The sequence below is a fragment of the Pseudoalteromonas sp. KJ63-1 genome (assembly GCF_055808145.1).
Genome location: NZ_CM147855.1, coordinates 688,885 through 715,594, shown reverse-complemented (window position 1 = coordinate 715,594; position 26,710 = coordinate 688,885). Strand labels below are relative to the sequence as shown.

Here is a 26,710-nt window from a genome sequence, read left to right as displayed (position 1 = left end):
ATTATTCTCCGCTGTATTTATCGGCCAAACCATCAACAAGTTGCTGATGCAGACCATTAAAACCACCATTACTCATAATTAAAACATGTTGATTTGGCTCAATATTCTCAAGCACTGTATCAATAATAGCGGTTGTAGAATCAAAGCACTGCATACCCGCTTTGTCAGCTTGCTCTTTAAGTGACCAGTTTAAATTTTCTGGTTCAAATAACAGCACATCATCTGCATTGCGAAGTGAATCGAGAAGTGTAAATTGATGCACTCCCATTTTCATAGTGTTAGAACGAGGTTCTAAAATCGCAATAATTTTTTCATTGCCCACTTTGGCACGCAGCCCCGCAAGTGTTGTTTGAATCGCGGTAGGGTGATGGGCGAAATCGTCATACACTTTGATATGATTAATATCTGCTTTAAGCTCCATTCGCCTTTTTGGGCTGATAAATTCACTCAAAGCTTCAATACTGTGCTCAATGGCAATTCCTACGTGGCGTGCTGCAGCAATAGCCATCATGGCATTTTTAACGTTATGCTCACCAATCGCTTGCCAACTAACAACGCCTTTTAACTGCTTATTTAGTAAAACATTAAATTGAGAACCATCGGCTTTGAGTAATTCATAACTCCAGTCATCACCTAGAGTTTCGCTCTCGCTCCACAATCCTTTTGCAATCACATCGCTCAGTGCTTCATCATTTTTTGGCCACAGCACTTTGCCGCTTTGCGGTAGTGTACGTATCAAATGGTGAAATTGTTTTTTAATTGCGTTTAAATCTTCAAAAATATCAGCATGATCAAATTCAAGATTATTTAAAATGAGTGTTCGAGGTAGATAATGAACAAATTTACTACGTTTATCAAAAAAGGCCGTGTCGTACTCATCGGCTTCTATAACAAAAAATGGCGTTTGCCCAACTCGCGCAGAAAGACCAAAATTTTGTACAATTCCGCCAATTAAAAAGCCTGGCTTTAAACCCGCATATTCAAGTATCCACGCCAACATACTGGCGGTGGTTGTTTTACCATGAGTTCCTGCCACAGCCAGCACCCATGAATCTTGTAATAAGTTATGTTTTAGCCACTCAGGTCCTGAAGTATAAGGCAGGCTCTTATCGAGTACATATTCAACACACGGGTTACCACGGCTCATAGCATTACCAATAACAACCATGTCTGGAGCTGGCTCTAGTTGAGATACATCATAGCCCTGTGTTAGTTCAATACCCAGTTCTTGTAACTGAGTACTCATTGGTGGATAAACGTTTTGATCCGACCCAGTAACATGATGACCCAATGATTTAGCTATAGCGGCAATACCACCCATAAATGTGCCACAAATACCCAAAATATGTATATGCATTTACTATCCTTTCATCCTGCGCGGAGTTTGCTCTAGGGCAAAGTTTAATGGCGCTATAATGCCAAAATTTAGCTTAAGTTACCATTAACCCTTGGCGCAAATAAAGAAGCCTCCCAAAGTGGGAGGCTTTCCTGAAGATTAATAGCTTATAGCATTAAAAAGAATATTAAACCTATACCTAATAATAAACGATAAATAACAAATGGCAGCATCCCCATTCGCTCAATCACTTTTAAAAACATAAAAATACAAGCATAAGCTGATAAAAACGACAGCACTACACCTAACAATAATGCCGTCCAATCTACGATATGATCGCCTAGAGCAAGTTCTGCGGTGTAATAAAGACCCATCATAGAAATGATTGGAATAGCTAATAAAAACGAAAAGCGCGCTGCACTTTGTTTGTTCATACCTAACATTAAACCCGCTGTCATGGTAATACCTGAACGTGAAGTGCCAGGGATCATTGCAACGGCCTGTGCAAAGCCAATAATGAGGGCCGTTTTCCAGTTTAGCTGATAAATTGTTTTTATTTGCTTACCTTTGGCATCGGCGTACCAAAGTAATAGGCCAAATACGATTGTTGTGGTTGCAATCACCCATGCACTGCGTAAGTACAGTTCAACAAAATCTTTTAACAACAAGCCTAAAATAGCTGCAGGCACAGTGCCTAAGATGATCCACCAACCTAGCTTGCTATCATCTGTTGCGCCCAGCACACCAAACGATTTAAACCAAGCACCGAGTATATCGGCTACTTCTTTACGAAAATAAATAACAACCGCAATTAAAGTGCCTACGTGAACAGCAACATCGAACGCTAACCCTTGATCTTCCCAGCCTAAAATTTGTGACGGTAGAATTAAATGTGCCGAACTCGATATAGGTAAAAACTCAGTAAATCCCTGAATTAGGGCTAAAACAATTATTTCTATAATACTCATGGGTTAGAAAACTCCACCTTCCATAGTTTTTGTTGAGGATTGTTATATGCATTCCATATTTGGGCAATCGTTTGTTTTGCTACCGGATGATAAAAATCAGGGGCCACCTCAGCTAAAGGCTGCAAAACAAAGGCATTTTTAGTAATTTCGTCACGCGGTAATTGTGCTGGGCTCTCGCAAATCACATCATCATAAAAGAGTAAGTCGAGATCCAGAGTACGTGGGCTAAATTTTTTATCATTTGCTTTGCGACCATTATCGCGTTCAATTTGTTTCAATAACGCGCACACATCAACCAGCGCCATGTCAGTGGTGGCGGCAAGTACTGAGTTATAAAAGTTATTACCGGCAAAACCTACAGCTTCACTTTCAAATACTGATGAATGATGTGTGTTTTCAAAGTGCTGTTCTAACGCCACTAGAGCACGACGAATATGCTCTGCCTTGTTAATGTTTGAACCAAGGCTAATAAATATCTGCGCCATTTAAGCCTTAGCCTTAATGCGCGTTATCTCTACACCCACTGTTTGCGCTTGTGAAACTGCAGCAGGCTTGCTAACTCTTATCGTTACTTGTGGAGTATTAAATTCGGTTAAGATTATTTGTGCTAATTGCTCCACCAGCGTTTCTAAAAGCTCGACTGGTTTAGCCGTACTGTGCTCGATAACACGCTCACTCACCTTAGCGTAATCTAATGCTAAGTTAATATCGTCGTTTTGTGCTGCGGGCTTAATGTCGCTTAGCATTTCAATATCAAAGTATAGGCTTTGTTTACTTTTCTTTTCAAAATCATACACCCCGATAATCGTTTCGACATGCAATTGTGATATAAATACCTTGTCCATTGATACTCCAAATGACTGTAACAAGTCACTGAGTTAATTACATATTGTATCAATCAAATTAATACTGTATATACTTTAATCAGTGTTTAAATATACTAAAATTACTTCTACAATAGAATAATTACAAAATTGCGAGTAATTTAAGAAACCCGTAAATTTTGACGCCAATAATAGCTTAAAAGTAATGATTAAAAAATAAGGAAGCGCGTGTTAGTCATTTTAATGTTTGTATTAGCCTATTTGCTCGGCTCGATTTCATCGGCCATTTTAGTGTCGCGGCTATTCAAACTTCCCGATCCACGCACAAATGGCTCCAACAACCCAGGAGCAACCAATGTCTACCGTTTAGGTGGCGCTCTCCCAGCATGCTTAGTGTTAATATTTGATATTTTAAAGGGCACTATACCTGTTTGGGGCGCTTACTTTTTAAAACTAGAGCCGCTAGAGCTCGGTTTAATTGCGGTTGCAGCATGCTTAGGGCACATGTACCCATTATTTTTTAGTTTTAAAGGGGGAAAGCGGTCGCAACAGCATTTGGCTCATTACTACCGATAGGGCTGTCTTTAGGTGGATTATTGATTGGTACTTGGCTGATTATTGTCGCGATTACCCGCTACTCATCGCTTGCAGCGTTAGTTGCTGTAACGCTAGCACCTTTATATACATGGTGGATAAAGCCGTTATATACCTTACCGGTGACCTTTATTACGCTACTGATCATTATTAGGCATCGTACTAATATTGTACGTTTATTTAAGGGTGAAGAACCAAAAGTAGGGACTAAACAAGCCCCTACAGATGATAAGAAGTAATAACTAACTTAAGTTCTGGTTAACTATATTGCTTCTAAGCTATCGATTGGCCAGCGCGGCTTAGTTTTCATATCAAGCGTAGCAAACTGCCCCGCTTTTAAACGCTGCATACCAGCATAAGCAATCATTGCACCATTGTCGGTACAAAACTCAGTGCGAGGGTAATACACTTCGCCCTTCATACCTTGCATCACACGTTCTAATTGCAAACGTAGTTGTGTATTAGCACTTACACCACCGGCTATTACTAAACGTTTAATACCTGTTTGCTTTAGTGCTCGCTTACACTTAATCACTAAAGTATCTATAACGGCTGTTTGAAATGCATGGGCAATATCTGCTTTAGTTTGCTCATCACTGTCGTTCTCACGAATAGCAATCGAAGCAGCGGTTTTTAGACCACTAAAGCTAAAATCAAGACCAGGCTTATCTGTCATCGGGCGTGGAAAAACAAATCGTTTGGCAACGCCTTGCTCAGCCATTTTAGCTAAACGAGGACCGCCAGGGTAATCGAGTCCTAGTAATTTAGCTGTTTTATCAAATGCTTCACCTGCAGCGTCATCTACCGACTCACCCAATACTTCATATTGGCCAATGCCCGCGACCTTTACCATCATGGTATGACCGCCAGATACGAGTAAAGCAATAAATGGAAATTCGGGAACGTTTTCCTCAAGCATTGGCGCTAATAAATGCCCTTCCATATGGTGCACTGCTACAGCTGGAATGTCCCAACCATACGCTAAAGAGCGACCAATTGAGGTGCCCACCAACAATGCCCCCACTAAACCAGGTCCTGCCGTGTAGGCAATGCCGTCTAAATCTTCAGGTCCACAGCCAGCTTGTGCAAATGCCGCATCGATAAGCGGCAATGTTTTACGTACATGATCGCGAGATGCAAGTTCAGGTACCACACCACCGTAATCAGCATGTACTTTTACTTGGCTATATAATTGATGAGCCAGTAGCCCTTTTTCGTCATCATAAATAGCAATACCAGTTTCATCGCATGATGATTCAATGCCTAAAATTCGCATTGTTAATTCTCCTGCCACCTAACAAGGTGTTTAAAACAAAATAACTTAAAGTGCTAAACCAATGTTAGTTTGGCCATCAGCAAGGACATGCTTTTTCAATGCTTTTACATTTTCAGCAGTGATGCGCCCCATTGCCTCTACAAAATCTATTAACTCACCTAATACCTCAATTTCGTATTGCATTAGTGGGTGTTCACGCACTGCTTTATTATCAGCAACATCCCCGTCAACCGTCATTTGATACTCAATAAAGCGAGCCACAGTTGCCTGCGATATTTTACTCACGTTGACAAACTCTTGCTCGTCTTGCGCTAAAAGGCCATGCATTAAGCTCAATAATGAAGTGGCAGCGTCAATGGCAGGATAAGTTCCAAACATATCAAAATCAGCAAGTTCAGGTACATTCGGCTCAATTTTTTCGACTTGCTTTTCTAAGTCAATTTTACTTTTAGGAAGCAGTATCTTTTCCCAACATACATTTAAAGCATTACGTAAAATAACCTCATCGCCAAAACCGGTAGCCTCACTAAATAGTCCATAATTAGGCAACATACGCTCTATTAACGCACTGGCCAATACCGCTTTTTGTAGGTAATTTAATTCTCTAATACGCTGAAAATTATTCGCTTTTGTCATTCTTTAAAGTCCCACATGACCAACAAAAATCAAATGTTGATCCATTATGCTCATTACAGTTAGGGCACACCCAATCTGGAGCGGATTGTTTTACTTGCTGATAGTTTACCAATATTTCGCGTGCATGGCGCTCTTTTATCGCATAAACCTGCACACTTACTTGTGTTTGCTCAAACGGGATCTCGCCCATAGCACCCTGCAGCATTTCACCTTTAATTTGACACTCAATTCCCGCATTAAGAATCAATCCTTTTATAATATTGGCCTCTAAACTATTTTCTGCGTTATAAAGCGTAACCCAATCAAATGATGTTATATTTGAATCGCTATTATTAATATTTTGCAATATCCACCTCATTTACTTTATGTGTACAATTTGCCTGCGTAACCTAAAGCAAATAATATGATTTAAGGACACATTATGACGCTAACTACTCCAGGTTTACTTTTTCCAGCAATCTCGTTGTTATTACTCGCCTATACAAACCGATTTTTAGTGCTAGCGCAACTAATACGAGAACTGAATGCGCGTGAAGGAGAATCTATTCGTCCTGTTGTGGTGGCGCAAATAACCAACCTTAGAAAGCGAATAAAATTAATAAGAACCATGCAAGTATACGGAGTCGCTGCTTTTTTATTATGTACGCTATCCATGTTCGCATTATTTATAGAATTTAATACCACGGGCATTATTTTATTTGGTGTCAGTTTAAGTTGCTTAAGCTTGTCTTTACTCACCTCCTTATTTGAAATTCATATCTCGTGTGATGCCATAGAAATTGAATTACAAAACATTGAAAATAAGCCTTTAAGCAACAGGGTGAGTAAAAATTTTATTGAGCCTAACTCTAAAAGCAAAAACAGCAATTAGCAAACCGAAATTCTAAGAAAACGGTTATAAAATTGCACAAATTAGGCTAATGATAAAACCCAACAGTTACTTAACATTACCCAAAGGTATAACAACTTTTAGCAACTATTCTCTTTAAATAAGGCAAAAAGAAAGTTAATCTAATGAGGTGGTTAAAAACATTACTTCAACTGAACTATAGGGATATAAAGTCAGTATTTAATCTGTGATTCCCCCTAGCTTACCTATAAAAAAGGACTATATAGTGAGATTTGAACAATTAGAACAATTTGTAGCGCTTGGCCTACTTCGTCATTTTAGGCAAGCTGCAGAACAAACCCAAATTAGCACATCTGCGTTAACTCGAAGTATTCAAACTCTTGAAACAGAGCTTGGCTATGAGCTTGTTACTCGCTCTACTCGCTCGGTTAAATTAACTCAAGCAGGCGAACTTTTCCTCGACTTTGCCAAAAATACCCTCAATGAGCTAGAACAAATAAAACATCGTGCTTTTCAGTCTATTAATGGCACTGAAGAGAAAAAACTGGTTATTGGTTACACCACAACAACTAGCAGCATAGTACCAATTACCTGCGGTGAATTTTTAAGCCAATACCCGCATGTTAAAATCGAAATGCAGCTACAAAACAAAACTGAGCTTCATAGAAAGTTACTTCAAGGTGAAATTGACATTAGTGTATGCTCGCAAATAGTCAATAGCATTGGTAGCGACATACAATTACCTGATCAGCTTATTTTATTTTGTTCAAAACAACATCCTTTAGCAAATAAAAGCGATATTAGTAAAAAAGAACTCGAAAGTTATCCAATGTTCAGTTGTTTTTCACAGTCAAAACAAGTGCAATCAATGCTTAATGAAGTAGTAGACTCATTAAATAAAGTATCAACTATTAAAGTGGGCAGTATTGATCAGGTAATGGCCGGACTTGAAAAGTCAGACCATTTTGCCATTGCCGGTATTGAACACACCAGCTCTGTGGCAGAAAACCAAAATTTGATTCAACTTAAAACTAATAACGATATTAGCCATGAGCAACTTATTGTGCAAACCAGCCAGCAAATAGAAGCGGGTGAGCATGTTGACCATTTACTCTCGCTAATAAATAAAGTCTCAAAAGCATAACATTACACCATGCGCTCTATACCAATTTTATTAAAAACATGATCATTTTAGCGTATTAAATGAATCGCTAACTGCGTTAAAAATTATTTATATAGAACAACTATATGTCATCATTTTTGCCTTGCTATCGACTTATTTACTTGTCGCTATAATGGAGCACTCATTTAATGCAATTGGTATGATAACAACTATAAATTTGTAGCTTTAAAGTTTTTTTACATTAAACTAACGCTCCCTACTATTTTGACTAGCGTTAATGAACAACTTTACAGCTTCTGGAATTTATCTAGAGCAGATTGAAACGCATGGTTATGCCATTATTGAAAACGCCATTGATAGTGACCTAATCTTTGATTTAATGGCAGATTGCTACAGAATAAATCCCCACTTTAGCCTTGCTGGTATTGGTCGATTAAATAACTTGCAAATTGATAAGACAGTTCGTAAAGACAAAACCTATTGGTTTGATGGCAGTTCAAATGCACAACTTGGCTACCAGCAAGTAATGGAAGCAGTTCGTAATACGCTTAATCGAAGTTTCTTTATGGGTTTGTTTGATTATGAGTGTCATTATGCAAAATATACGCAAGGTGATTTTTATAAAAAACATGTAGATGCATTTAAAGGTCGTTCAAACCGTGTTTTTACTACCGTATTATATTTGAACTCTCCAGAGAAAGGTGGAGAGCTAGTTATTTACAAACCTAAAAGTAAAGATATAGAAATAGTAATAAAACCCACGGCAGGCACTTTGGTATTATTTGAAAGCGAACGCTTTGTACATGAAGTACTTCCTGCTGTTAATAACCGCTATTCGATTGCTGGTTGGTTCAGAAAAAACGCGTCAATTAGTGGCATTATCGACCCACCCCGTTAAGCAAAAACGGGGTAAGAAAATAATAGACCAATAAAGATAGCCAGTCCTACATAATGGTTATTTAAAAATGCTTTAAAACAATTATCTCGCTGGCGTAAATGAATCAAACGCTGTTGATACACAAGTAACATTGCTGCAACAGCTAATCCCAACCAAAAACCAAATCCTATTTGATTCATCAATCCAATTAAAACCATCAGCGCAAAAAAGCTAAAGTTAAGTAGCGCTATAATGTGGCGGTCATAACTGGCGAATAAAATAGCGGTTGATTTTACTCCTATTTTTAAATCATCGTCTCTATCAACCATGGCGTACATAGTGTCGTAAGCCACCGTCCAGCAAATGTTGGCAATAAATAGCAACCATGCCTGCACGGGTAGAGAGTTTGTTGATGCCATAAAAGCCATAGGGATTGCCCAGCCAAAAGCCGCACCTAATACAACTTGAGGAAGTTGCGTGTAACGTTTCATAAAGGGATAACAAAACGCTAACCCAAGCGCACCAAACGATAATAAAATAGTATTGGTATTAAGCAATAATACTAATATAAAAGCGATGACAACGAGTAATAAAAACAAACTAATTGCTTCACCACTACTTACCGCTCCGGTTGCTAGCGGCCGCTGACAAGTGCGCTTTACTGAGCCATCAATTTTTCTATCTGCAAAGTCATTGATAACGCATCCGGCGCTTCGCATAACTATTACCCCAAGGGTAAACACAATGAAATTCGTTAAGTTAGGCAGACCATCATTCGCTATCCATAGTGCCCAATAAGTTGGCCAAAGTAACAATAAGGTGCCTATGGGCTTATCAATTCGCATTAACTGGATGTAATAGGGTATATGATTAACAGACAAAGCGGCTAGTTTCATGAGTATAAGTAAGCTCCTGGTAAAAAAACCTCACAGACTAAAAATTGATAGTTATGTAAAGAAAATACGCTGCGTCTGCCCAGTAAAGAGCGATTCGGTAAATTAAGTTCGCTCACCAGTGATTGCAATGAGTGGTTATCATCAAAGCGAGCAATTTCAATATCAGTGCGCCTTAACGCAGGATCTTGAAAGATTACATCACCTAACGGGCGTTCTCCCATATTGTGCAGCTGATTGTTTGTATTGTTACTTGTTATTGGCAACCAACTTTGAGCATAAACAATCGGTTGTTCATCACACAACAGTAACACTTCACGGTTAAGTACTGTACTTACCTGCCCACTTAATAGCGTTTGCTGTGATTGCGAAAGGTCTACTTTTTGCTCACTCAACACTTTTACAGCAAAACGCTGAGACTGACTTTTTAATTTAGCCGTTAAAGAATGCGGTTCAAATAACCACTCTTTCTCAGCGTTAGATAAGCCAGTGACTTGAGCGGTACTCTGCCAATCAGCAGATAAAGAAAGAGGAAAAGTAATCACAATAATTCTACTTGAAAAAAATCGATGAGATCATAACATTGCCAACGAATTTGAAAAAGCGCGATTTACTCAATACCAAGCACATCTTGTGTCATAAAAAGCTATTCAGCATTTGACTCCCGCTATTGCCTATCCCAAACTTGAATCCGGAGTACTTTTACAAACACAACAAATAACAGCATCTTGCTGTATCTTATTTACTAATAAGTATAAACTATTTGTAATTAGTTTACGGAAACGCTTTTGAAATGAAAAAAACAGTATTTACAGGCCTTTTTATTCTTTTAGTCAGCCTAACTAGCTTATCAGCACGCGCTGAGTCTACTGTGGGTTATTTTGGGTTTGAGCCAGACATTATTACCAATTACATTGGTCCATCGAGTAAAAAAATGGGTTACGTTCGCGTCACGGTAGATTTAATGCTAAACAAAACATCCGATATTGCCATTGTAGAACACCACACCCCGCTGTTACGTGATGCGCTAGTAGAGATATTATCAAAAGAGCCTGAAAACAAAATAAAGTCTTTAACAGGGCGTGAGCAAATTCGCCTTAAAAGCGCAGAAAAACTAAAAAGCTTACTTAAGGAAGAAACAGGCCAAGAAATAATCCGAGACCTGTTATTTACTAAATATTTATATCATTAGGCGCTTTTTGTTTTAAAAAGCTGAGCGGTATAGGCAAAAGCCATACCGCTAACAAGCCCACCTAAGTGTGCCCAATTAGCCATTCCAACAAATAATACATCTGCAAAACCAAGTACTAACCATACCAGCATAAAACCAACAATTGCGGTTGTAACCAGTGCAGGCTGTTTAGGGTTAAGCGCGCTGTAAATCCAACAAAAGCCTAACAACCCATATACAACACCGCTAAGCCCACCAAAGTTAGGACCGACCATTAAGTACTGTGCCCAATTACTTATTAAAGCGGTAACTAAAAACAGCCCGATTAAACTCGACTTACCGCATTGCTTTTCAATGTTGTCACCCAGCGATACCCACCAGATTAAGTTAAACACAATATGCATAGCGCTAAAATGCATAATAGCAGGTGTTAACCAGGTAAGTGGTGACGCAGGATTGAACTGCAACGCCATATAAATAGGCTCAAACGCACCAAATAACAAAGCAACATAAACAACTATGCTGAGAATACTAATACCTTGATTAAGCCAGCTTAAGGCTTTAAAACGAGCGACTAAATTAAGTGACTGCCCTTGATACTTTAACGGTGACTGCGTAGTACCTACTTGCCATGATGCTTGTTGGTAACGCTCATGATTAGGGTTTTTGGCAAATTCGTTCCATAAAGGCTGCACTGCATGGAAGTCTTCAGGTGCCACACTAATAACAAGCGTATGGCCATCCTCAGTACGAATTTGCCCTGTAAGCCCTTGGCTTTTTAGGTAATCTATAAAGCCCTGTGCAGCACGGGGGTTAGTTAGACTGCCTAGCTCTATCATCGTGCTACTTTATCCTTGTAAGCGGCTTCCCACGCAGTAAAACCGCCATCCATGCTGTAAACATCTTCAAAGCCTTGCTCTACTAAGTAGCTGGCAGCACCTTGTGAACTCATGCCGTGATAACAAACAATAATAATCGGCTGGTCAAACTCTTTTTCCATCATAAATTGGGCGATATTTGCATTTGAAAGCGCTTCAGAGCCAGGAATGTGCCCTGTCTGATACGAATTAGGATCGCGAATATCGGCAATCACCACATCCTCTTGATCTAGTAGTTCGAGGGTTTGTGCGATTGATATATGTTTAAATGCCATAGTACTCTCTTATAATTACAAAAAAGGCGACAAATGCCGCCTTTAATTCTCTTAACAAGGGGATAATTAATCCCAGTTAAGAATTACTTTACCCGATTGGCCTGAAATCATCATATCAAAGCCAGCTTGGAAGTCATCAATTGAATACTGATGAGTAATAATTGGTTTTAAATCAAGTCCTGATTGAATCAAGCTGGCCATTTTGTACCAAGTTTCAAACATCTCACGACCGTAAATACCTTTGATCACTAAGCCTTTAAAAATTACTTGATTCCAATCGACCGCCATATCTGAAGGTGGAATACCTAACATGGCAATTTTGCCGCCATGATTCATGTTATTTAACATGGCATTAAATGCACTAGGAACACCTGACATCTCTAAGCCAATATCAAAGCCTTCGGTCATACCTAGATCTTTAGCTACATCTTCAAGCTTTTCATTTGCAACGTTTACAGCACGCGTTGCGCCCATTTTACGCGCTAAGTCTAGGCGGTATTCATTTACGTCGGTAATAACCACATGACGTGCACCTACATGTTTAGCTACAGCTGCAGCCATAATACCAATAGGGCCTGCACCGGTGATTAATACATCTTCACCCACTAAATCAAACGATAATGCGGTATGTACTGCATTACCAAACGGGTCAAAAATAGAGGCAAGTTCATCGCTAATGTTATCTGGAATTTTAAATGCATTAAATGCTGGGATCACTAAGTACTCAGCAAATGCACCTTCGCGGTTAACACCCACACCGGTTGTATTTCGGCATAAATGAACGCGTCCAGCACGACAGTTACGACAATGACCACAGGTTATGTGACCTTCACCCGATACACGGTCACCAACTTCAAAACCGCGAACTTCTTGTCCCATGTCAATTACTTCACCCACGTATTCGTGGCCAACCACCATAGGCGTAGGAATGGTGTTCTGTGCCCACTCATCCCACTTATAAATGTGAACATCGGTGCCACAAATAGCCGTTTTACGTATCTTAATTAACAGATCGTTATGACCCACTTCAGGCTTTGGCGCATCTGTCATCCAAATGCCCGGTTCTGCTTTTAACTTTGATAATGCTTTCATAATCCACACTCAATTAAAAAATCGCGACTATAACCGCGATTTAACAAGAAAATTAAATAACACCAATCTCTTTACCAATACGGGTAAAGGCTGCAATGGCTGTATCAAGTTGTTCCTTGCTGTGCGCTGCAGATATCTGGGTACGAATACGCGCCTGACCTTTTGGTACAACAGGGAATGAGAACCCAGTTACATAAATCCCTTCGGCCAAAAGCTTATCAGCCATAAGTGACGCTACTTTTGCATCCCCTAGCATCACTGGAATAATCGCATGATCTTTACCTGCACAGGTAAAACCTGCCGTTTCCATTTGCTCGCGAAAGTATTTAGCATTTGACCATAGCTTAGCGCGAAGCTCACCGCCATTTTCAAGCATTTCTAGCACTTTGATTGACGCTGTTACAATTGAAGGCGCTAATGAATTTGAAAATAAGTATGGACGTGAACGCTGACGAAGCCACTCAACAATTTCTTTTTTACCTGAGGTGTAACCACCAGATGCTCCACCAAGCGCTTTACCTAAGGTACCAGTAATAATATCAACACGGTCGAGTACATTACAGTACTCAGGTGTACCCTTACCGTTTTCGCCAACAAAACCAACGGCATGTGAATCATCAACCATAACGAGTGCGTCGTATTTGTCGGCTAAATCACACACTGCTTCTAAATTACAAATAACGCCATCCATTGAGAACACGCCATCAGTAGCAATTAGTTTAGTTTTAGCACCAGCTTCATCGGCTGCAATTAATTGCTTTTCTAAATCTGCCATATCGTTATTTGCATAACGGAAACGCTTTGCTTTACATAAACGAACACCATCAATAATAGAAGCATGGTTTAATGAATCAGAAATAATCGCATCGTCTGCACCTAAAATAGTTTCAAACAAGCCCGTATTCGCATCAAAACATGATGAATACAAAATGGTGTCTTCAGTCTCTAAAAATTGACTGATTTTTTTCTCAAGCGTCTTATGAATATCTTGTGTGCCACAAATGAAACGCACAGATGCCACACCGAAACCATGGTCATCTAAACCTTTTTGTGCAGCTGCAATTAGCTCTGGGCTGTTAGCTAAACCTAAGTAGTTGTTAGCACAAAAATTAATAACTTTATCACCTGATGCCACTTCAATTTGAGCTTGCTGCTGTGAAGTGATAACACGTTCATTTTTGTACAAACCTTCAGCTTTAACGTCTTCGATTTGCTGTTGTAATTGGCTAAAAAAAGCAGATGCTCTCATCTGTGATCTCCATTTGGTTGAACGGGTTAAACAGCAGACGCGTTGCTGCTATTTATAATGCGGGTATTGTAAAAGTTTAAGCGCCAAATTGCACTGTTTGTCATTCGTCGCAAATTAGCTAATTGGCAGGAAAAGCTGCCAGTTTACAGGCATGAGATATATATTAAATGAGATCAGCAAGCAAAACAGGAAGTTCCTTGATTGAGTCACAAACATAGTCAGCGGACTTTACGGCTTGCTCATCAACTGTTTGCCCCGAACGTACCAATACTTTAGTGCGTATATTGGCGCTTATAGCAGCTTGCATATCACCTCGTTTGTCCCCCACCATCACACTCAGTGCAGGGTCGATATGATGATCTTTCATTCCTTGAAGTAACATACCAGGCGCTGGCTTTCTGCAATCGCAATCTGTTAAATACGCTGGTAATGCATTTTCAGGATGATGAGGACAAAAATAAACATCAGTAATTTCAATTTGATGATGACTAAACTGCGCTTTCATCCATGTGTTAAGGGCAAAAAAATCGGCTTCTGAGTAATAACCTCGACCAATCCCTGATTGATTAGTTACAACAATTATTTTGTAGCCCGCGTCATAAAATGCTTTACACGTTGAAAACACACCATCTATAAATTCAAACTCTTCGCTTTTAAATACATAGCCATGGTCAACATTTACTACACCATCACGGTCTAAAAAAAGCGCCTTATTTATGTGTTTACCATTCATAATAACGACTCTTCATTAACAACATGGTCAAACATTTTTTTTACTGCATCCGTGGTTATTTGACTCATTAAATCATCGCCTTTAACCCGAGTACCCCAAGGTAATTGCTCGGCGGTTTTACCTGTTTGCTTTAATAAGTTTTGGTGATAAACCTCAACCACGTAATCTTGGTATAAATAAGGCCCCGTTCGCGCAGGGTTTGAATGCGCATATAGACCAATAACAGGCGTGCCAACAGTCACCGCCATATGGGCTGGGCCTGTATCGGGCGCAAGTACTAAACCTGCACGCTTAAGTACGCACAATAATTCTTTGAGTTTTGTTTTACCCACCAAGTTCAGAATGGGTGAATCACTGTATTCAATGATGCTATTTGCTAAATTATTTTCAAGTTCAGTAGGCCCACCGGTTAGCACTACTTTAAAACCTTGCGCATTGGCATAATCAGCAAGCACGGCATAGCGTTCGGCTAACCAGTTACGCTGTGCTTTACTTGCCGCTGGCGAAATAACAAATAACTTATTTGATAAATAATCGTCACCTAACAGCTCATCAGCTTTAGCTTGATCTTTGTCGGTATAGGGCATATTCCAAACAGGGACATAATCATCAACACCAATTGTTTGAGCAAAGCCTTTAAATCCCTCTAAAACATGCGCCTGAGATTGGGCTTTAATACGTTTATTAATAAATAAACTATGCAGCTCTTTTGAACGAGCCCAGTCAAAACCAATTTTAACTTTGGCAGGGATACAGCGAGCGACAAAACCAGCTCTTAAAGCCACTTGCATATTAAGCAGTACGTCAAAACACTGCCCTTGGAAGGTTTGCTTTAACTGTTTCAGTGCCGCTTTACCTTGTTTTTTATCAAATACAACAAGCTCAACGCCAGGCAAATCTGCTAACAGCATCGCCTCGACTTTCCCTATCACCCATGTAATTTTAGCATTTGGATGCGCTTTTTGAATTGCTTGTACTGCACTCACTGCATGGCATACATCACCAATGGCAGAAAGACGTAAAATACAAATAGATGTGTAAGTAGGCGCTGAAGTCACACGTTTCCTTGGAGGTAAAATAATAAAACCCGATCTTAAATTATAATCGCGTCATTGCAAGTACTTATCCTTAGACTTAAAACACGTTAATATATGCACATATTAAAGCGAATCCTATGAGCTATGTTTAATCAACACGTCAAAAATAACCATGTCATTTTAAGCCATCCTCAATATAGCACCGAAATAGAGTTAGATTGGTTTGAGCCCAATTTCTGGCAACAGCAGCAAAAAATTGTCGGCGCTAAAAAGGGGCGTGCGACTGCTTGGTTTTTTAAACACGCAGATTTAACGGCTGTGTTGCGTCATTATTGGCGTGGCGGCCTAATAGGAAAACTACTCAGCGATCAATATTTATACTACGGACTTGAGCATACCCGTGTTTATCAAGAATTTAGTTTAATGACGCAATTAATAGAGTTAGGTTTAAATGTACCAAAGCCCATTGCAGCTAAAGTGAGCCGACATGGTTTTATTTACCGAGGTGATATTATTACTGAAGCGGTAAAAGGCGCTAAAAGCGTACTAGATGTACTGATTGAGCGCCCCTTAAGTGATATTGAGATAAAAAAAATAGCGCAAACCATTGCCCAATTTCATAATAAAGGGGTGTATCACGCTGATTTAAATATTAATAATATTTTATTTGATGACTCTGGTGACGTTTACATTATCGACTTTGATCGTGGCGAAATAAAAGTGCCCAATAAAAAATGGCAACAAAGCAACATGTCTCGCCTACAGCGCTCATTTTCAAAAGAGCAAAGCCGCAATAGTAACTTTCATTGGCAGCAAAACGATTGGCAAACATTAGGCAACCAATACAACCAAGAGCTCGAATTATAAAAAACTTGCTAAATCAATAACCTGAAAAACACACTTTTGATAACTAATGAGTATTATCAAACAACATGTTTTTCAAACCTTGTGTAATAATATCAAAACTATGGATTGTTTCTAAAGTAGAATACTTATCAATAATATATTTATAACGAGACTCTGTAAGTAACGTTTGCACTTTTTCACTTATATCAACAATATTAAGCTGTGCCTGATAAACCACTTCTGTGCGAGTACAACGAGTGAGGCGCTCACCTTGATCTTTTGAAATAGCACACGCAATTGCGGGGGTTTGCAAAGCAATAGCTTGAAGTAAAGTATCACCCGCGCTTAATAATGCCACCTTTGCCTGACTTAGTAAGGCTAAAAACTCTTCACCCTGAAGACTTGCTAAACAAGTAAGTTCATCGGTGTCTGGTAATGGGCTCGTATAGTTAGGACCAAACACCACAACCCCTTTTATACCCGTTTTTTTCGCAATAATCAGTGCTGCTTTATAGTAGATATCAGCACAGCTTTGCCCATTAATCGTATGCCCACCGGATCCTGCATTCACGATAAAAAATTCTTTTTCTTGTAAGTTATAACGTGTCAGTACATCACTTTTTTGCTGCTCTGAAGCAAAAACAGTAAATGGCCCTACATTCTCAGGGTATGCCAATGGCAGCATATTAAGCTTTAGTTTTTCATACCATGAAAGAGGGTCGATACAGTAATCAGGCTGAACCACCCAATGAGTATCAATAAGACCCGCTCTATTAAGCTTTAAGCCCTTTGCCCGTTTTTTCGCGTGCTGCGAAATAAAAACCACTTTAGCACCCACATTTCTCGCGGCCTTCATTTGTTCTGCTCGCCCTGCGCAATCAAATAGCACCACATCTGGTTTGTATTGCTCAATAAACTGACATACACGTGTGTTTTCTTTTGTTGCCGATTGATTTAACAATAAAGTAGGAAACGGGCAACTTTTAGCGTAAGCCGTGTGCTTATTTAAAATGAAATGAATATCTAACTGCTTGTCGTACTCTGAGGTAAGGGTATGAGCTAGCTGTAATGAGCGCATATATTCACCAATACCTTCTGGCGATGACACGGGAATAAATAAAAGTCGTTTGTTGCTCATTACTATCTCTGCTTTTCCTTTGCAGCGAGTATATCAACGCCATCTTTTTTACGATAGAGCTGCGGTGTTTTAATCTGTTCCAGAGTAATATTTTTTAGCTAATCTTTGTTTAATGAGTTGATTTAATTACTGCAATAAAGGGCGTAGATTGCTAGACTTAGCCGCAATTTAAATCACAAGGATCTGAGCTTTGCGAAACAAAATTTTTATACTCTCTTCGCTTTTTTGTGCCGTAACCACAACCGTGAATGCTGACCCCTGGGTAAAGCCTGATGACTATGGTCTTAGAGCAGATATACAACAGCTTGCCGATGCTGGCATTATTTTAGCGCCAGTAACAACGTATCCGTTAATGTGGAAAAGCTTTATTAATGATGTAAATAATACTACGTTAGAACAATTATCTCCTCGCCTGCAGGATGCGTTATTGCGTGTAAAACATCGTTATAAGTCAGAAAATAGTGGTTCTCATAGTGTACAACTTTCAGCTTCCGCCAACTCAGATCCATTAGCCGTTACTAGCTTTGGGGCAACAAATACTCAAGAGTCTGAATTAACAGCAGCTTATGCTTATCTAGGACATAACTTTGCGGCTAAAGTTGCGCTTAATCATCGCAGTGATGGCAAAAACTGTTTAGTCAATGGCAAAACAACTGACGATATAGCCAAAAATGAGCAAGCACTAACAGACTGTAATGATACCTCTTTAGATGACAGCTATTTAGCTTATCGTATGGGTAATTGGATTGTAAGAGCGGGTGCCGTTGAGCAATTTTGGGGCCCAGGTGTTGATAACAGCTTAATTATGTCTGGTAATTCAAAGCCACTTCCCGCAATAAGCCTCAGTAGAGAACAAAGTAGCGCGTTCGAAACACCTTGGCTTAGCTGGATTGGTCAGTGGAGCTTTACAGCACAAATGGCTAAGCTTGAATCAACCCGAGTTGTACCTGATGCATTATTATGGAGTACTCGTTTAAATCTTCGTCCAATTCAACAATTAGAAATTGGCTTTAGTTGGTCAGCACAATGGGCTGGCAAGGGACAACCCAGTTCAGCAGGCGACTTTTTTGATTTAATAACCGGCGGAGGTGAATGTGTTGATGGTACCAATGATTGTGATGGTGAGCTTATAACTCGCTTGGGTAATCAACTCGCGGGCTTTGATATTCGTTGGTCTGACACTTTGTTTGATCAACCTTATGCGGTATATGCAAGCACGATTGGTGAAGATACCAGTGGCGGTATTAAGCCAGTAGACAGAGGCTATCTTGGTGGAATACAAACCACGACTCGCATTTATAATCAGAATATTTTATTTAACCTAGAATACACTGATACCGGCGTAGCGTGTTCTGCCACATTAGCAACTGAAAACTGCTTCTATGAGCACAGTATTTATAATTCAGGGTATCGTTACCATGGTCGCCCTATCGGCTCTACCTATGATAATGATTCACAATCGCTAGTGTTAACCGTACTTGGGCAACTCTCAAGCGGAACTGACTGGCAAGTAAAATTACGTGATATTGACTACAACAGCGACAACCGTGACCGTTACCCAAATAACCCTGATTTAGGTAACTCGATTACCAAAACAGCATTTAGCTCTAAACAGCTTGAAGTACGTTACAGAATGCTTACCATGGGGGGACGCTTGACCCTTGGCGGACTTGCCTCTAATAACGATGGAGCAGAAAACGATACGTCTGCATTTGTAAAGTTCGAATATAACTTTTAGTTTTGCAAGCATTAAAAAAGGGGATAAACCAAAGTTTATCCCCTTTTTTATTTCACTAACTAGCTAACTAGCTAGCTTTTAATTTTGCTAATCACTTTTGATGTAGAACAACCATCTAAAAACTCAAGCACTTCGACTTTTCCGCCATGACGCAACACATGCTCGGCACCAGCAATTTGCTCAACGGTGTAATCACCACCTTTAACAAGAATATCTGGGCTAATTTGCTCAATTAGCTTTGCAGGTGTGTCATTTTCATCCTCACTGCCAAACGGAATAACCCAATCAACAGAGGCTAATGCACTTAGTACCATAGCACGCTCATCTAATGGGTTAATTGGGCGCTCAGGACCTTTTAAACGGGCAATAGATTCATCGTTATTTAAACCAACCACTAATCTATCACCACGCGCTTTAGCTTGCGCTAAATAGCGCACATGGCCTGCATGCAAAATATCAAAACAACCATTAGTAAATACAATGGTTTCACCATTTTGCTTTGCAAATTCAATATGCTGTAATACATCATCAAATGGGGTTTGATAATGCTCGCCAGTGGCTTGTAAGTATTGGCCTAACTTGCGGCTCAACTCTTCAGGAGAAACGGTAGCCGCTCCCAATTTACTTACTGCAATACCGGCTGCTAAGTTTGCAATTTCGACTGCATCTTTGGCGGTCATACCCGCACCTAGCATAACAGCAAGGGTGGCAATAACAGTATCGCCCGCACCGGTTACATCACTTACTTCGAGCTGCTGCGCTGCAAAGTCATGCTTTTGCGTTGCATCAATTAATGACATACCTTGTTCTGAGCGTGTTAGTAGCATGGCGTTAATACCCGCATCACTGATCAGGGTACGCGCGCTGCTAGCAAGCAACTCTTCTAAACCAACCTGACCACCCGCTAATTTAAACTCATTTAAATTAGGGGTTATGTAATCAGCCCCTCGGTACAACTCTAAATCAGATGATTTAGGGTCAACAAGCACGGTTTTACCTGCTTTTTTAGCAACCGAAATCATTTTTTTGATTAACGCGAGTGAGCCTTTGTTGTAATCAGAAAACACAATAAAGTCGTAATCACTCAGCACCAGCTCTAATCGATTTAATAACAACTGGCTATGAGACTCATTAAAAGCCTCTTCTAAATCTAAACGCACAACTTGCTGATGACGACTGATCACCCGCATTTTAGAAATGGTGGGCAAATCACATACACTCACAAGCTGTGAATTTATTTTTTCACCTTCTAGAATGTTTTCTAAAATTTGTCCGCTTTCATCCTCGCCAATTAGGCCGAGTAAACCTACTTTGCCATCTAGACGGGCTATATTTTTAGCCACATTGGCAGCACCACCAGCTTTGTCTTCAAATTTACTGACTTTTACAACGGGTACTGGTGCCTCTGGCGAAATACGGCCAGAATCACCATACCAGTAGCGATCGAGCATAACATCGCCAACCACTAGAATACGTGCTGCTGATAAGTTTTTTAATAGCGATAAATCCATTATTGCTGCTCCGCAACAACCATATCCATGGCTTCACACAACCAATGGCCGATAAACATGTGAGCTTCTTGAATACGGGCTGTTTCATCATTTTTAATAATAATAGGTAACTTGGCGATGTCTTTTACTTTCCCCCCATCGCGACCTGTAAATGCAACAGTGAACGCCCCTACTTCATTAGCGGCTTCTAACGCTAAATTAATATTATTACTGGTGCCCGATGTAGTTAAGCCAATTACAATATCTTCAGGTTTACATAGCGCCTGTACTTGGCGTTCAAATACCGTATCAAAATGATAGTCATTACTGTGCGCTGTTAAAATAGAGGTGTCTGTGGTTAAAGCAATAGACGCTAACGGTCCTCGCTCTAACTTATAACGTACTACAAACTCTGCAGCCAAATGCTGAGCATCAGCCGCACTGCCGCCATTACCAAACCAAACAACCTTACCACCAGCCTGTAAAGCACTATGACATGCTTCTAACAACTGCATTACCTCTTGATGATACGCCTCCATGGTTTCGAACAATACTTGGTGACGATTTAAACTTTCTAGGTAGCTAGTTGCCACTGAATCTATAATTGACATGAGATATTCCTCTTGGAACTGAAATGGCAGGAAAAATTAATTTCATTATTCCATAATTTTATAGCCAAATCACCTCTATATAACTAAATTAAAGCACGGGCAGAAAGTTATTATTCAGATAAAGAAGGTTTTTATCGTTGTTACCTTTTCAAGTGGCTATTTTATATTTGTGTATTTAGAAAAAAACGATTTCACGCTAAACTAGCGCCACTTTCATTTACATAAAGCACAGTATGGCACGCATTTTTTATTCACTCGCATTAATTATTATTAGCCCGCTGATTGTATTTTATTTATATGTACTAAGAGGTAAAAAAACGCAGGATATCGCGCTCACTTTAAGGAACGTTTTGGCTTCATAAACCGCGCTTTATTTTCAAACAACAATAAACCGGTTGTATTTCATTGTGCTTCTGTGGGCGAGGTGTTAGCTGCCACCCCTTTAATCAAAGCCCTACAACATGAGCAACCGCAGTTAAATATTTTAATTACCTGCAATACTCCAACAGGACGAGAGCAAGTTACCGCACAGTTTAAACAAAGCGCTGCTGTTAGCTATTTACCCATTGATTTTCCTATGGCCACCACTCGCTTTTTAAAACGAGTAAAGCCGCAATTACTCTGTATTTTAGAAACTGAACTCTGGCCGAACTTAATGGCTAATGCGCACAAACAAAATATACCTGTATTGGTTGTTAACGCACGGCTATCTGAAAAGTCACAGCAAGGCTACGAAAAAGTGGCCCAGCTAACTCGCAGTATCATGCAATCAATTACGGCACTCGCAAGTCACGACAAAACCGATGCAAGTCGCTTTATTGAATTAGGACTACCTGCTGAAAAAAGCCATGTAACGGGATCAATAAAATTTGATATTACCCCGACCACTGCACAACTCGATAAAGTCGCCTCTTTAAAGCAAGATTATAAAAAAGCAGAACGCTTTATATGGGTTGCAGGTTCTACACACCCTATAGAGCATGAGTTTATTTTAGCAGCCCACCAGCAACTATTAAAAACACATCCTGACGCTTTACTGATCATTGCGCCACGTCACCCTGAACAATTTGATAAAGTTGCAGAGCTACTGACTCACTCAAACCTTAGCTTTAGTCGCCGCAGTCAAAAAAATTATAACAATGAACAAGTTGTATTAGCCGACACATTAGGTGAATTACAATATCTATATGGTGCCGCTAATATTAGTTTTATCGGTGGCAGTTTAATTCGTCGTGGTGGCCATAACCCATTAGAGTCGGCAGCTTTTGCAGTGGGTGTACTTACCGGCCCACATACCTACAACTTTGACCATGTTTACCCTGAACTTATTAAACTAAAAGGTGCCCATGTAGTTGAAAATACTGACGAACTGGTGCTTGCATTGCTTCGCTTAATTAAAAACACCAAAGCGTGTGATATTCTTGGCAGTAAAGCCGCTCAGTGCGTTGCTAAAAACCAAGGGGCTATTGCCAAAACGCTTGCCATCATAACTCCTTATTTAGAGCCAAAACCGTGACTCATTTAGCTATATCTCAAACCCGTGAATGGGTAAGTGCTGTGATTGTAAAATACAATTTTTGTCCATTTGCCCGTAAAGAGGTTGAAAATAACTGCATTCATTACACCATGAGTAGCGCCTCAAAAATTGATGATGCTGTTATGGATATGCTTGAACAATGTGCCCAGCTTGACCGTGACCTTCAGCGTGAAACCACTTTGTTAATATTTGATAATGGCTTTACTGATTTTGAAGATTTCTTAGACCTTGTTGATTTAGCAAATGCGCTACTAGTTGTACAAGGGTTTGAGGGGAAGTACCAAATTGCAAACTTTCATCCTGACTATGTTTTTGCTGATAGTGATGAAGATGACGCTGCAAATTATACTAATCGCTCGCCTTTTCCTACTTTACACTTAATACGTGAAGCAAGTATGAGCGCGGCACTAGATGAATACAACGAGCCAGAATCAATTCCTGAACACAATATCAACTTAGCTCGCCGTAAGGGAATTCACTTTTGGCAGCAGCTACTTGAAAATTGCAAAAAACCGAGCGCATAAGCTCGGTTTTTGGTTTTTAATAATGCGCAGAGTTATTTTTTAACCCACTCACCATTAACTTCAACGAAATGCCCTGCTTGGGTTTTTTCAATGGTTTTTGCCGCCGCTAGTGCTTCTACTTGAGCAAGTGACAAGTTGTTCTTTTTCGCAAGTTTTAAATATTGTGCTTTGCGCTTTGCGTTAATTTCATCAACAACCGCTTTAGCCTCTGCATTTTGTACAACCAAACCTAAATAACCTGAGCTATCTTCACCCACAAGCCCTTGGTTTTTAGCATCATCTAAACTGATTGCCCAAGCAGAAAATGACAATAAAGCGGCACTCAAAAGTGTGATCACGTTTAACTTTTTATTTTTTAATAAACTCATAATTGCTCCTTAGAATAACTCACTGTCATCGCTAAATAAGTCATCTAGCTCTTTATCAACTTTTACGCGAATTTCATGATCAACCTTCACATTTAAATTAATGGTGATAGGCTCTTTCGCTGCCACTTCAACGCGGTGCGTACATGCACTAAGCAACCCCAGTGCTGTAAGTATTATCAGCCATTTAGTCATTTTTAGTTCCTTTTGTTGAATACTCTTGTTCAACTTTTTGAGTAATTTCATCACTTAAGCGCAATGCTCTTAAGAGTGTAAAAACATTTTCTTCATGGTTGTAATTAAAGTTAACTTGCTGCGCCTGTTCCTTATTGTATCCCTTTAAGTTTACACCTAAATAAAGCCAACCGTCAGGCTTTAAGTCAACACTACTGTTTAAGCTCTGAATGTCTAAATCTTCCAACAAGCTTAAAATCGGGTCCAGTTCTTGTTGCTGAGCTTTAACTGCATCAAAAGCTGCATTGTCAGTAATAACTAGTTTACCTGTTCCTTGGTTAGATAATTCACCAGATTTTACCGAAATACCTTGTTGATCAAAGTAAACGGGTAAGCGGCCATTCACTCGACCAGTTAGTGTAATGCCTGATTTGTCATCTAAGGTAATAAGTTTACTCGCATCAACATTTTCAAATGTGACCAAAGACTGCTGCGCGCTTTCCGTCACTTTGTAGCTATCCAAAGCAAAACGACCACCCAGTACATCAGCAGTTATTTTTTCAGCGCGAGCAATAGAGTTCTCAACACTAAAATTACCGACAATGTTACTCACAACAGCACCTGCTCGTAACTCATTTAATTCAAATGTAGTAGGAGCCACATTAAGCTGCCCTGAATCATAAGAACCCGTTAAGCGACTGCTAAAATGCGTAGCTAAATAATCGTTGTATAAGCCACTTACCTGTTCTACTTGAAATGTAAACTCAGCCTGCTGTAAATTAACATCTCCGCGAACAACCCCATTAAAGCTACCGTCGGTCAGCGTGGCTAATGGTTCAAACTGCTGTAAAACAGGGTTAAGTTTAGTCACGGCTTGATCTGCAACTGTTATCTCAAATGGATGCTCCACAGCAGATATGTGGTGACTGGCTACCAATTCAATACCATCAATAAATACATGATGTGAGGCTTGAAGCGCCCGACTTTGCAGGCCTTTAGAGCTAATGCGAATATTACTTAGGTTTAAAAAGTCACTGTTAAGTTGGGTAAGTTTAGTTTCACTGTTTAAATCGACAAATAATTCGCCAACAGCCAAACTAGAAGATGCTGATAATTGATTATTTACACCACGCACTTGGTATTGCTCATAAGCCACTGAGTGTAATTGGCTATCCAAGCTTGCGTTGATATTTTGTTTATCGTCAAGCTCAGTCGTAAACTGTGCCTTGTAGCCCTTTGCTGTTAATTTATCAAAACTAAGCTCAGCAAAAGCAATCTCGCTGGTTATTTTCGCATTTTTTTTATGATGTAAAACATCCGCTATTTTAAATTGACCTGTGCTTGCTACCTTTTTAGCTGATACAGGTAAAAAATCAGGCAGCTCATCGACATTTAATTGGTAGTTGCCATTCACAGCCAAGTTATTTAAAGCTGCATCTATTTCTATATGCTCAACGTTTTCACTGATAAACAATAACTTAATATTGCCTTTGGCATACTCTAACGGCTGCTGAATATTAATTGCTAGGTTTTTCAGGCTCAGCTTCGTTTCACTATTTTTAGTGTTTAATAGCATTGACGGTATAACAAGTTGTCCGTTTTCAAACTTTACCGTATCACTGAGCATCAATTGCCATTTTAACGGCAGCTGCTTGGCTACAAATTCACGCTGTGATTGATTATTTATAAGCGCCAAACAGTCACTATCAAACGTTACCAAGCTGGTTAATTGCTGTGTATTTAACAAGGCTTTTTTATCGTTAAAGTGATAGTAAATATTCATATCACCAAAAGCCTTTAGCGTTACTGGGCATTTACTAAATTGCTGTGTAAACTCAGCATCTATGTTTGATTTTATATCAACTGATAAACCATCGAAGATGAACTCATGCCCACTGTTTAATGAAAGCGCGGGTATCGGCTTTATCTTTGTTAGTAATCCATCAGCTAACTTAAAATGACCAGTAATTTTATGATTGCTGACTGTTACCTCTGCGACTGCATCACCTGAAATCACAAATGTATTTAGCTTCTCTTCAACAATGCCAACTACCAGTTCATCATGAAGTTGTGGGTGGGTAATTAACAATCTTTTGATATCAATTTTCGGCCGCTCTTTGGGTAAACTAAGTGCCAGCTTTTTGAAGGAATTATTGCTTGCTGAGACATTCTCACTATCATTTAAACGAAGATTAGCGCGGCCAACAGTTATTTTTTTTGTATTCGCCACAATGCCACCAAGCTCAATTTGATGGCCTTGGTAAGTCAAACATAATCGGTTTACGTCTAAGCTAATATTTGCATTTAGTGACCAATCTAAACAATGTAGTTCAACGCCAGATTGGCTCAAAGATGGCGCTATAGCCCATTGAGTTATAGGCATACGAAATACATAACCCAGTGTTAAAACACTCAGAAATAAAAACACGATTCCCCATGCGATACGTTTGATCATTCTATCCTTAATTTGAACCT

28 protein-coding genes and 2 pseudogenes are annotated in these 26,710 nt (G+C 39.6%); 9 read left to right on the top strand and 21 right to left on the bottom strand.

Translation table 11 applies throughout. The annotated features are described in order from the left end of the window. Position 1 precedes the first annotated feature (1 nt). The 4 genes from mpl to folB form a co-directional block, all read right to left on the bottom strand. Positions 2-1,357, bottom strand: a complete 1,356-nt coding sequence (gene mpl, locus AC0L7Q_RS03340; RefSeq protein ID WP_413401365.1) for a UDP-N-acetylmuramate:L-alanyl-gamma-D-glutamyl-meso-diaminopimelate ligase — start codon at positions 1,355-1,357, stop codon at positions 2-4. A gap of 146 nt (positions 1,358-1,503) precedes the next feature. Next, positions 1,504-2,304, bottom strand: a complete 801-nt coding sequence (locus AC0L7Q_RS03335; RefSeq protein WP_413401364.1) for an undecaprenyl-diphosphate phosphatase — start codon at positions 2,302-2,304, stop codon at positions 1,504-1,506. Further along, positions 2,301-2,789, bottom strand: a complete 489-nt coding sequence (gene folK, locus AC0L7Q_RS03330) for a 2-amino-4-hydroxy-6-hydroxymethyldihydropteridine diphosphokinase (RefSeq protein WP_413401363.1) — start codon at positions 2,787-2,789, stop codon at positions 2,301-2,303. The genes AC0L7Q_RS03335 and folK overlap by 4 nt, the downstream gene beginning before the upstream one ends. Continuing rightward, positions 2,790-3,149, bottom strand: coding sequence for a dihydroneopterin aldolase (gene folB, locus AC0L7Q_RS03325; RefSeq protein WP_413401362.1), 360 nt, complete (start codon positions 3,147-3,149; stop codon positions 2,790-2,792). A 207-nt stretch (positions 3,150-3,356) separates the two neighbouring features. Here folB and plsY point away from each other — a divergent pair. Continuing rightward, a pseudogene (gene plsY, locus AC0L7Q_RS03320) lies at positions 3,357-3,961 on the top strand (glycerol-3-phosphate 1-O-acyltransferase PlsY). A gap of 23 nt (positions 3,962-3,984) precedes the next feature. On the opposite strand, the gene tsaD reads toward plsY, so the two are convergent. From tsaD to AC0L7Q_RS03305, 3 genes are read right to left on the bottom strand one after another with little or no spacing between them, the layout of a single operon-like run. Continuing rightward, a complete protein-coding gene (gene tsaD / locus AC0L7Q_RS03315; protein WP_008115610.1) occupies positions 3,985-4,998 on the bottom strand; it encodes a tRNA (adenosine(37)-N6)-threonylcarbamoyltransferase complex transferase subunit TsaD in 1,014 nt (337 codons plus the stop codon). A gap of 45 nt (positions 4,999-5,043) precedes the next feature. After that, positions 5,044-5,634, bottom strand: a complete 591-nt coding sequence (locus tag AC0L7Q_RS03310) for a YjaG family protein (protein WP_413401361.1) — start codon at positions 5,632-5,634, stop codon at positions 5,044-5,046. Next, on the bottom strand, positions 5,618-5,992 hold the full coding sequence (locus AC0L7Q_RS03305) for a putative signal transducing protein (protein ID WP_372239236.1): 375 nt from the start codon (positions 5,990-5,992) through the stop codon (positions 5,618-5,620). Before AC0L7Q_RS03305 ends, AC0L7Q_RS03310 begins: the two co-directional genes overlap by 17 nt. Positions 5,993-6,055: 63 nt before the next feature. On the opposite strand from AC0L7Q_RS03305, the gene AC0L7Q_RS03300 reads away from it, so the two are divergent. The 3 genes from AC0L7Q_RS03300 (at position 6,056) to AC0L7Q_RS03290 (ending at position 8,505) form a co-directional block, all read left to right on the top strand. Continuing rightward, positions 6,056-6,505: a DUF2721 domain-containing protein gene (locus AC0L7Q_RS03300; RefSeq protein ID WP_131690620.1), complete on the top strand. Its 450-nt coding sequence runs from the start codon at positions 6,056-6,058 to the stop codon at positions 6,503-6,505. A gap of 244 nt (positions 6,506-6,749) precedes the next feature. Next, complete coding sequence (locus AC0L7Q_RS03295; RefSeq protein ID WP_413401360.1) at positions 6,750-7,628, top strand: LysR family transcriptional regulator; 879 nt, start codon at positions 6,750-6,752, stop codon at positions 7,626-7,628. A gap of 256 nt (positions 7,629-7,884) precedes the next feature. Continuing rightward, a complete protein-coding gene (locus AC0L7Q_RS03290; protein ID WP_413401359.1) occupies positions 7,885-8,505 on the top strand; it encodes a 2OG-Fe(II) oxygenase in 621 nt (206 codons plus the stop codon). On the opposite strand, the gene ubiA is transcribed toward AC0L7Q_RS03290, so the two are convergent. Both ubiA and AC0L7Q_RS03280 read right to left on the bottom strand, forming a co-directional pair. After that, positions 8,502-9,380, bottom strand: coding sequence for a 4-hydroxybenzoate octaprenyltransferase (ubiA, locus tag AC0L7Q_RS03285; protein ID WP_413401358.1), 879 nt, complete (start codon positions 9,378-9,380; stop codon positions 8,502-8,504). The two genes, AC0L7Q_RS03290 and ubiA, sit on opposite strands and share 4 nt — an antisense overlap. After that, positions 9,377-9,922, bottom strand: coding sequence for a chorismate--pyruvate lyase family protein (locus AC0L7Q_RS03280; protein WP_394184709.1), 546 nt, complete (start codon positions 9,920-9,922; stop codon positions 9,377-9,379). The genes ubiA and AC0L7Q_RS03280 overlap by 4 nt, the downstream gene beginning before the upstream one ends. Before the next feature lie 248 nt (positions 9,923-10,170). Here AC0L7Q_RS03280 and AC0L7Q_RS03275 point away from each other — a divergent pair, with 248 nt between their 5' ends. Further along, a complete protein-coding gene (locus AC0L7Q_RS03275) occupies positions 10,171-10,569 on the top strand; it encodes a flagellar basal body-associated protein FliL (protein WP_008115596.1) in 399 nt (132 codons plus the stop codon). On the opposite strand, the gene glpG is transcribed toward AC0L7Q_RS03275, so the two are convergent. The 6 genes from glpG to AC0L7Q_RS03245 all read right to left on the bottom strand — a co-directional run bounded on the left by glpG (position 10,566) and on the right by AC0L7Q_RS03245 (position 15,833). Further along, on the bottom strand, positions 10,566-11,387 hold the full coding sequence (gene glpG / locus AC0L7Q_RS03270; protein ID WP_413401357.1) for a rhomboid family intramembrane serine protease GlpG: 822 nt from the start codon (positions 11,385-11,387) through the stop codon (positions 10,566-10,568). The genes AC0L7Q_RS03275 and glpG overlap by 4 nt on opposite strands. Then, the gene (glpE, locus tag AC0L7Q_RS03265; RefSeq protein WP_413401356.1) at positions 11,384-11,701 is read right to left on the bottom strand and encodes a thiosulfate sulfurtransferase GlpE; all 318 of its coding nucleotides are present in this window, start codon (positions 11,699-11,701) and stop codon (positions 11,384-11,386) included. Before glpE ends, glpG begins: the two co-directional genes overlap by 4 nt. 66 nt (positions 11,702-11,767) lie before the next feature. Next, the gene (gene tdh, locus AC0L7Q_RS03260; protein ID WP_013464286.1) at positions 11,768-12,793 is read right to left on the bottom strand and encodes an L-threonine 3-dehydrogenase; all 1,026 of its coding nucleotides are present in this window, start codon (positions 12,791-12,793) and stop codon (positions 11,768-11,770) included. A gap of 52 nt (positions 12,794-12,845) precedes the next feature. After that, positions 12,846-14,042 (bottom strand): glycine C-acetyltransferase, encoded by a 1,197-nt coding sequence (locus AC0L7Q_RS03255; protein WP_178955287.1) that lies wholly within the window; start codon positions 14,040-14,042, stop codon positions 12,846-12,848. Between the two features lie 163 nt (positions 14,043-14,205). Then, positions 14,206-14,775, bottom strand: coding sequence for a D-glycero-beta-D-manno-heptose 1,7-bisphosphate 7-phosphatase (gene gmhB, locus AC0L7Q_RS03250; RefSeq protein ID WP_413401355.1), 570 nt, complete (start codon positions 14,773-14,775; stop codon positions 14,206-14,208). After that, positions 14,772-15,833, bottom strand: a complete 1,062-nt coding sequence (locus AC0L7Q_RS03245; RefSeq protein WP_413401354.1) for a glycosyltransferase family 9 protein — start codon at positions 15,831-15,833, stop codon at positions 14,772-14,774. Before AC0L7Q_RS03245 ends, gmhB begins: the two co-directional genes overlap by 4 nt. A 123-nt stretch (positions 15,834-15,956) precedes the next feature. Between AC0L7Q_RS03245 and AC0L7Q_RS03240 the strand changes: the two genes are divergently transcribed. Further along, positions 15,957-16,679, top strand: a complete 723-nt coding sequence (locus AC0L7Q_RS03240) for a 3-deoxy-D-manno-octulosonic acid kinase (RefSeq protein WP_409424808.1) — start codon at positions 15,957-15,959, stop codon at positions 16,677-16,679. A gap of 43 nt (positions 16,680-16,722) precedes the next feature. Here AC0L7Q_RS03240 and AC0L7Q_RS03235 read toward each other — a convergent pair whose 3' ends face one another. Next, a complete protein-coding gene (locus AC0L7Q_RS03235; RefSeq protein ID WP_413401353.1) occupies positions 16,723-17,796 on the bottom strand; it encodes a glycosyltransferase family 1 protein in 1,074 nt (357 codons plus the stop codon). A gap of 190 nt (positions 17,797-17,986) precedes the next feature. On the opposite strand from AC0L7Q_RS03235, the gene AC0L7Q_RS03230 reads away from it, so the two are divergent. After that, on the top strand, positions 17,987-19,534 hold the full coding sequence (locus AC0L7Q_RS03230; protein ID WP_413401352.1) for a capsule assembly Wzi family protein: 1,548 nt from the start codon (positions 17,987-17,989) through the stop codon (positions 19,532-19,534). Positions 19,535-19,605: 71 nt separating this feature from the next. On the opposite strand, the gene hldE is transcribed toward AC0L7Q_RS03230, so the two are convergent. Together hldE and AC0L7Q_RS03220 are read right to left on the bottom strand one after the other, a co-directional pair. After that, a complete protein-coding gene (gene hldE, locus AC0L7Q_RS03225; protein ID WP_413401351.1) occupies positions 19,606-21,045 on the bottom strand; it encodes a bifunctional D-glycero-beta-D-manno-heptose-7-phosphate kinase/D-glycero-beta-D-manno-heptose 1-phosphate adenylyltransferase HldE in 1,440 nt (479 codons plus the stop codon). Further along, entirely contained in the window at positions 21,045-21,635 is a 591-nt protein-coding gene (locus AC0L7Q_RS03220) for a D-sedoheptulose-7-phosphate isomerase (RefSeq protein ID WP_290171007.1), read from the bottom strand. The genes hldE and AC0L7Q_RS03220 overlap by 1 nt, the downstream gene beginning before the upstream one ends. 233 nt (positions 21,636-21,868) lie before the next feature. Between AC0L7Q_RS03220 and waaA the strand changes: the two are divergent. After that, positions 21,869-23,151 (top strand): annotated as a pseudogene (waaA, locus tag AC0L7Q_RS03215) (lipid IV(A) 3-deoxy-D-manno-octulosonic acid transferase). Next, complete coding sequence (locus AC0L7Q_RS03210) at positions 23,148-23,696, top strand: DUF1415 domain-containing protein (protein WP_413401349.1); 549 nt, start codon at positions 23,148-23,150, stop codon at positions 23,694-23,696. Before waaA ends, AC0L7Q_RS03210 begins: the two are co-directional and overlap by 4 nt. 32 nt (positions 23,697-23,728) lie before the next feature. On the opposite strand, the gene AC0L7Q_RS03205 is transcribed toward AC0L7Q_RS03210, so the two are convergent. From AC0L7Q_RS03205 to AC0L7Q_RS03195, 3 genes are read right to left on the bottom strand one after another with little or no spacing between them, the layout of a single operon-like run. Further along, a complete protein-coding gene (locus AC0L7Q_RS03205) occupies positions 23,729-24,064 on the bottom strand; it encodes a YdbL family probable chaperone protein (protein WP_008115577.1) in 336 nt (111 codons plus the stop codon). 9 nt (positions 24,065-24,073) lie between these two features. Beyond that, positions 24,074-24,256 carry a YnbE family lipoprotein gene (locus tag AC0L7Q_RS03200; protein ID WP_008115575.1) on the bottom strand — a complete coding sequence of 61 codons (183 nt, stop codon included), beginning with the start codon at positions 24,254-24,256 and terminating at the stop codon, positions 24,074-24,076. Continuing rightward, positions 24,249-26,690: an intermembrane phospholipid transport YdbH family protein gene (locus AC0L7Q_RS03195; RefSeq protein ID WP_409424801.1), complete on the bottom strand. Its 2,442-nt coding sequence runs from the start codon at positions 26,688-26,690 to the stop codon at positions 24,249-24,251. The genes AC0L7Q_RS03200 and AC0L7Q_RS03195 overlap by 8 nt, the downstream gene beginning before the upstream one ends. Positions 26,691-26,710: the final 20 nt, after the last annotated feature.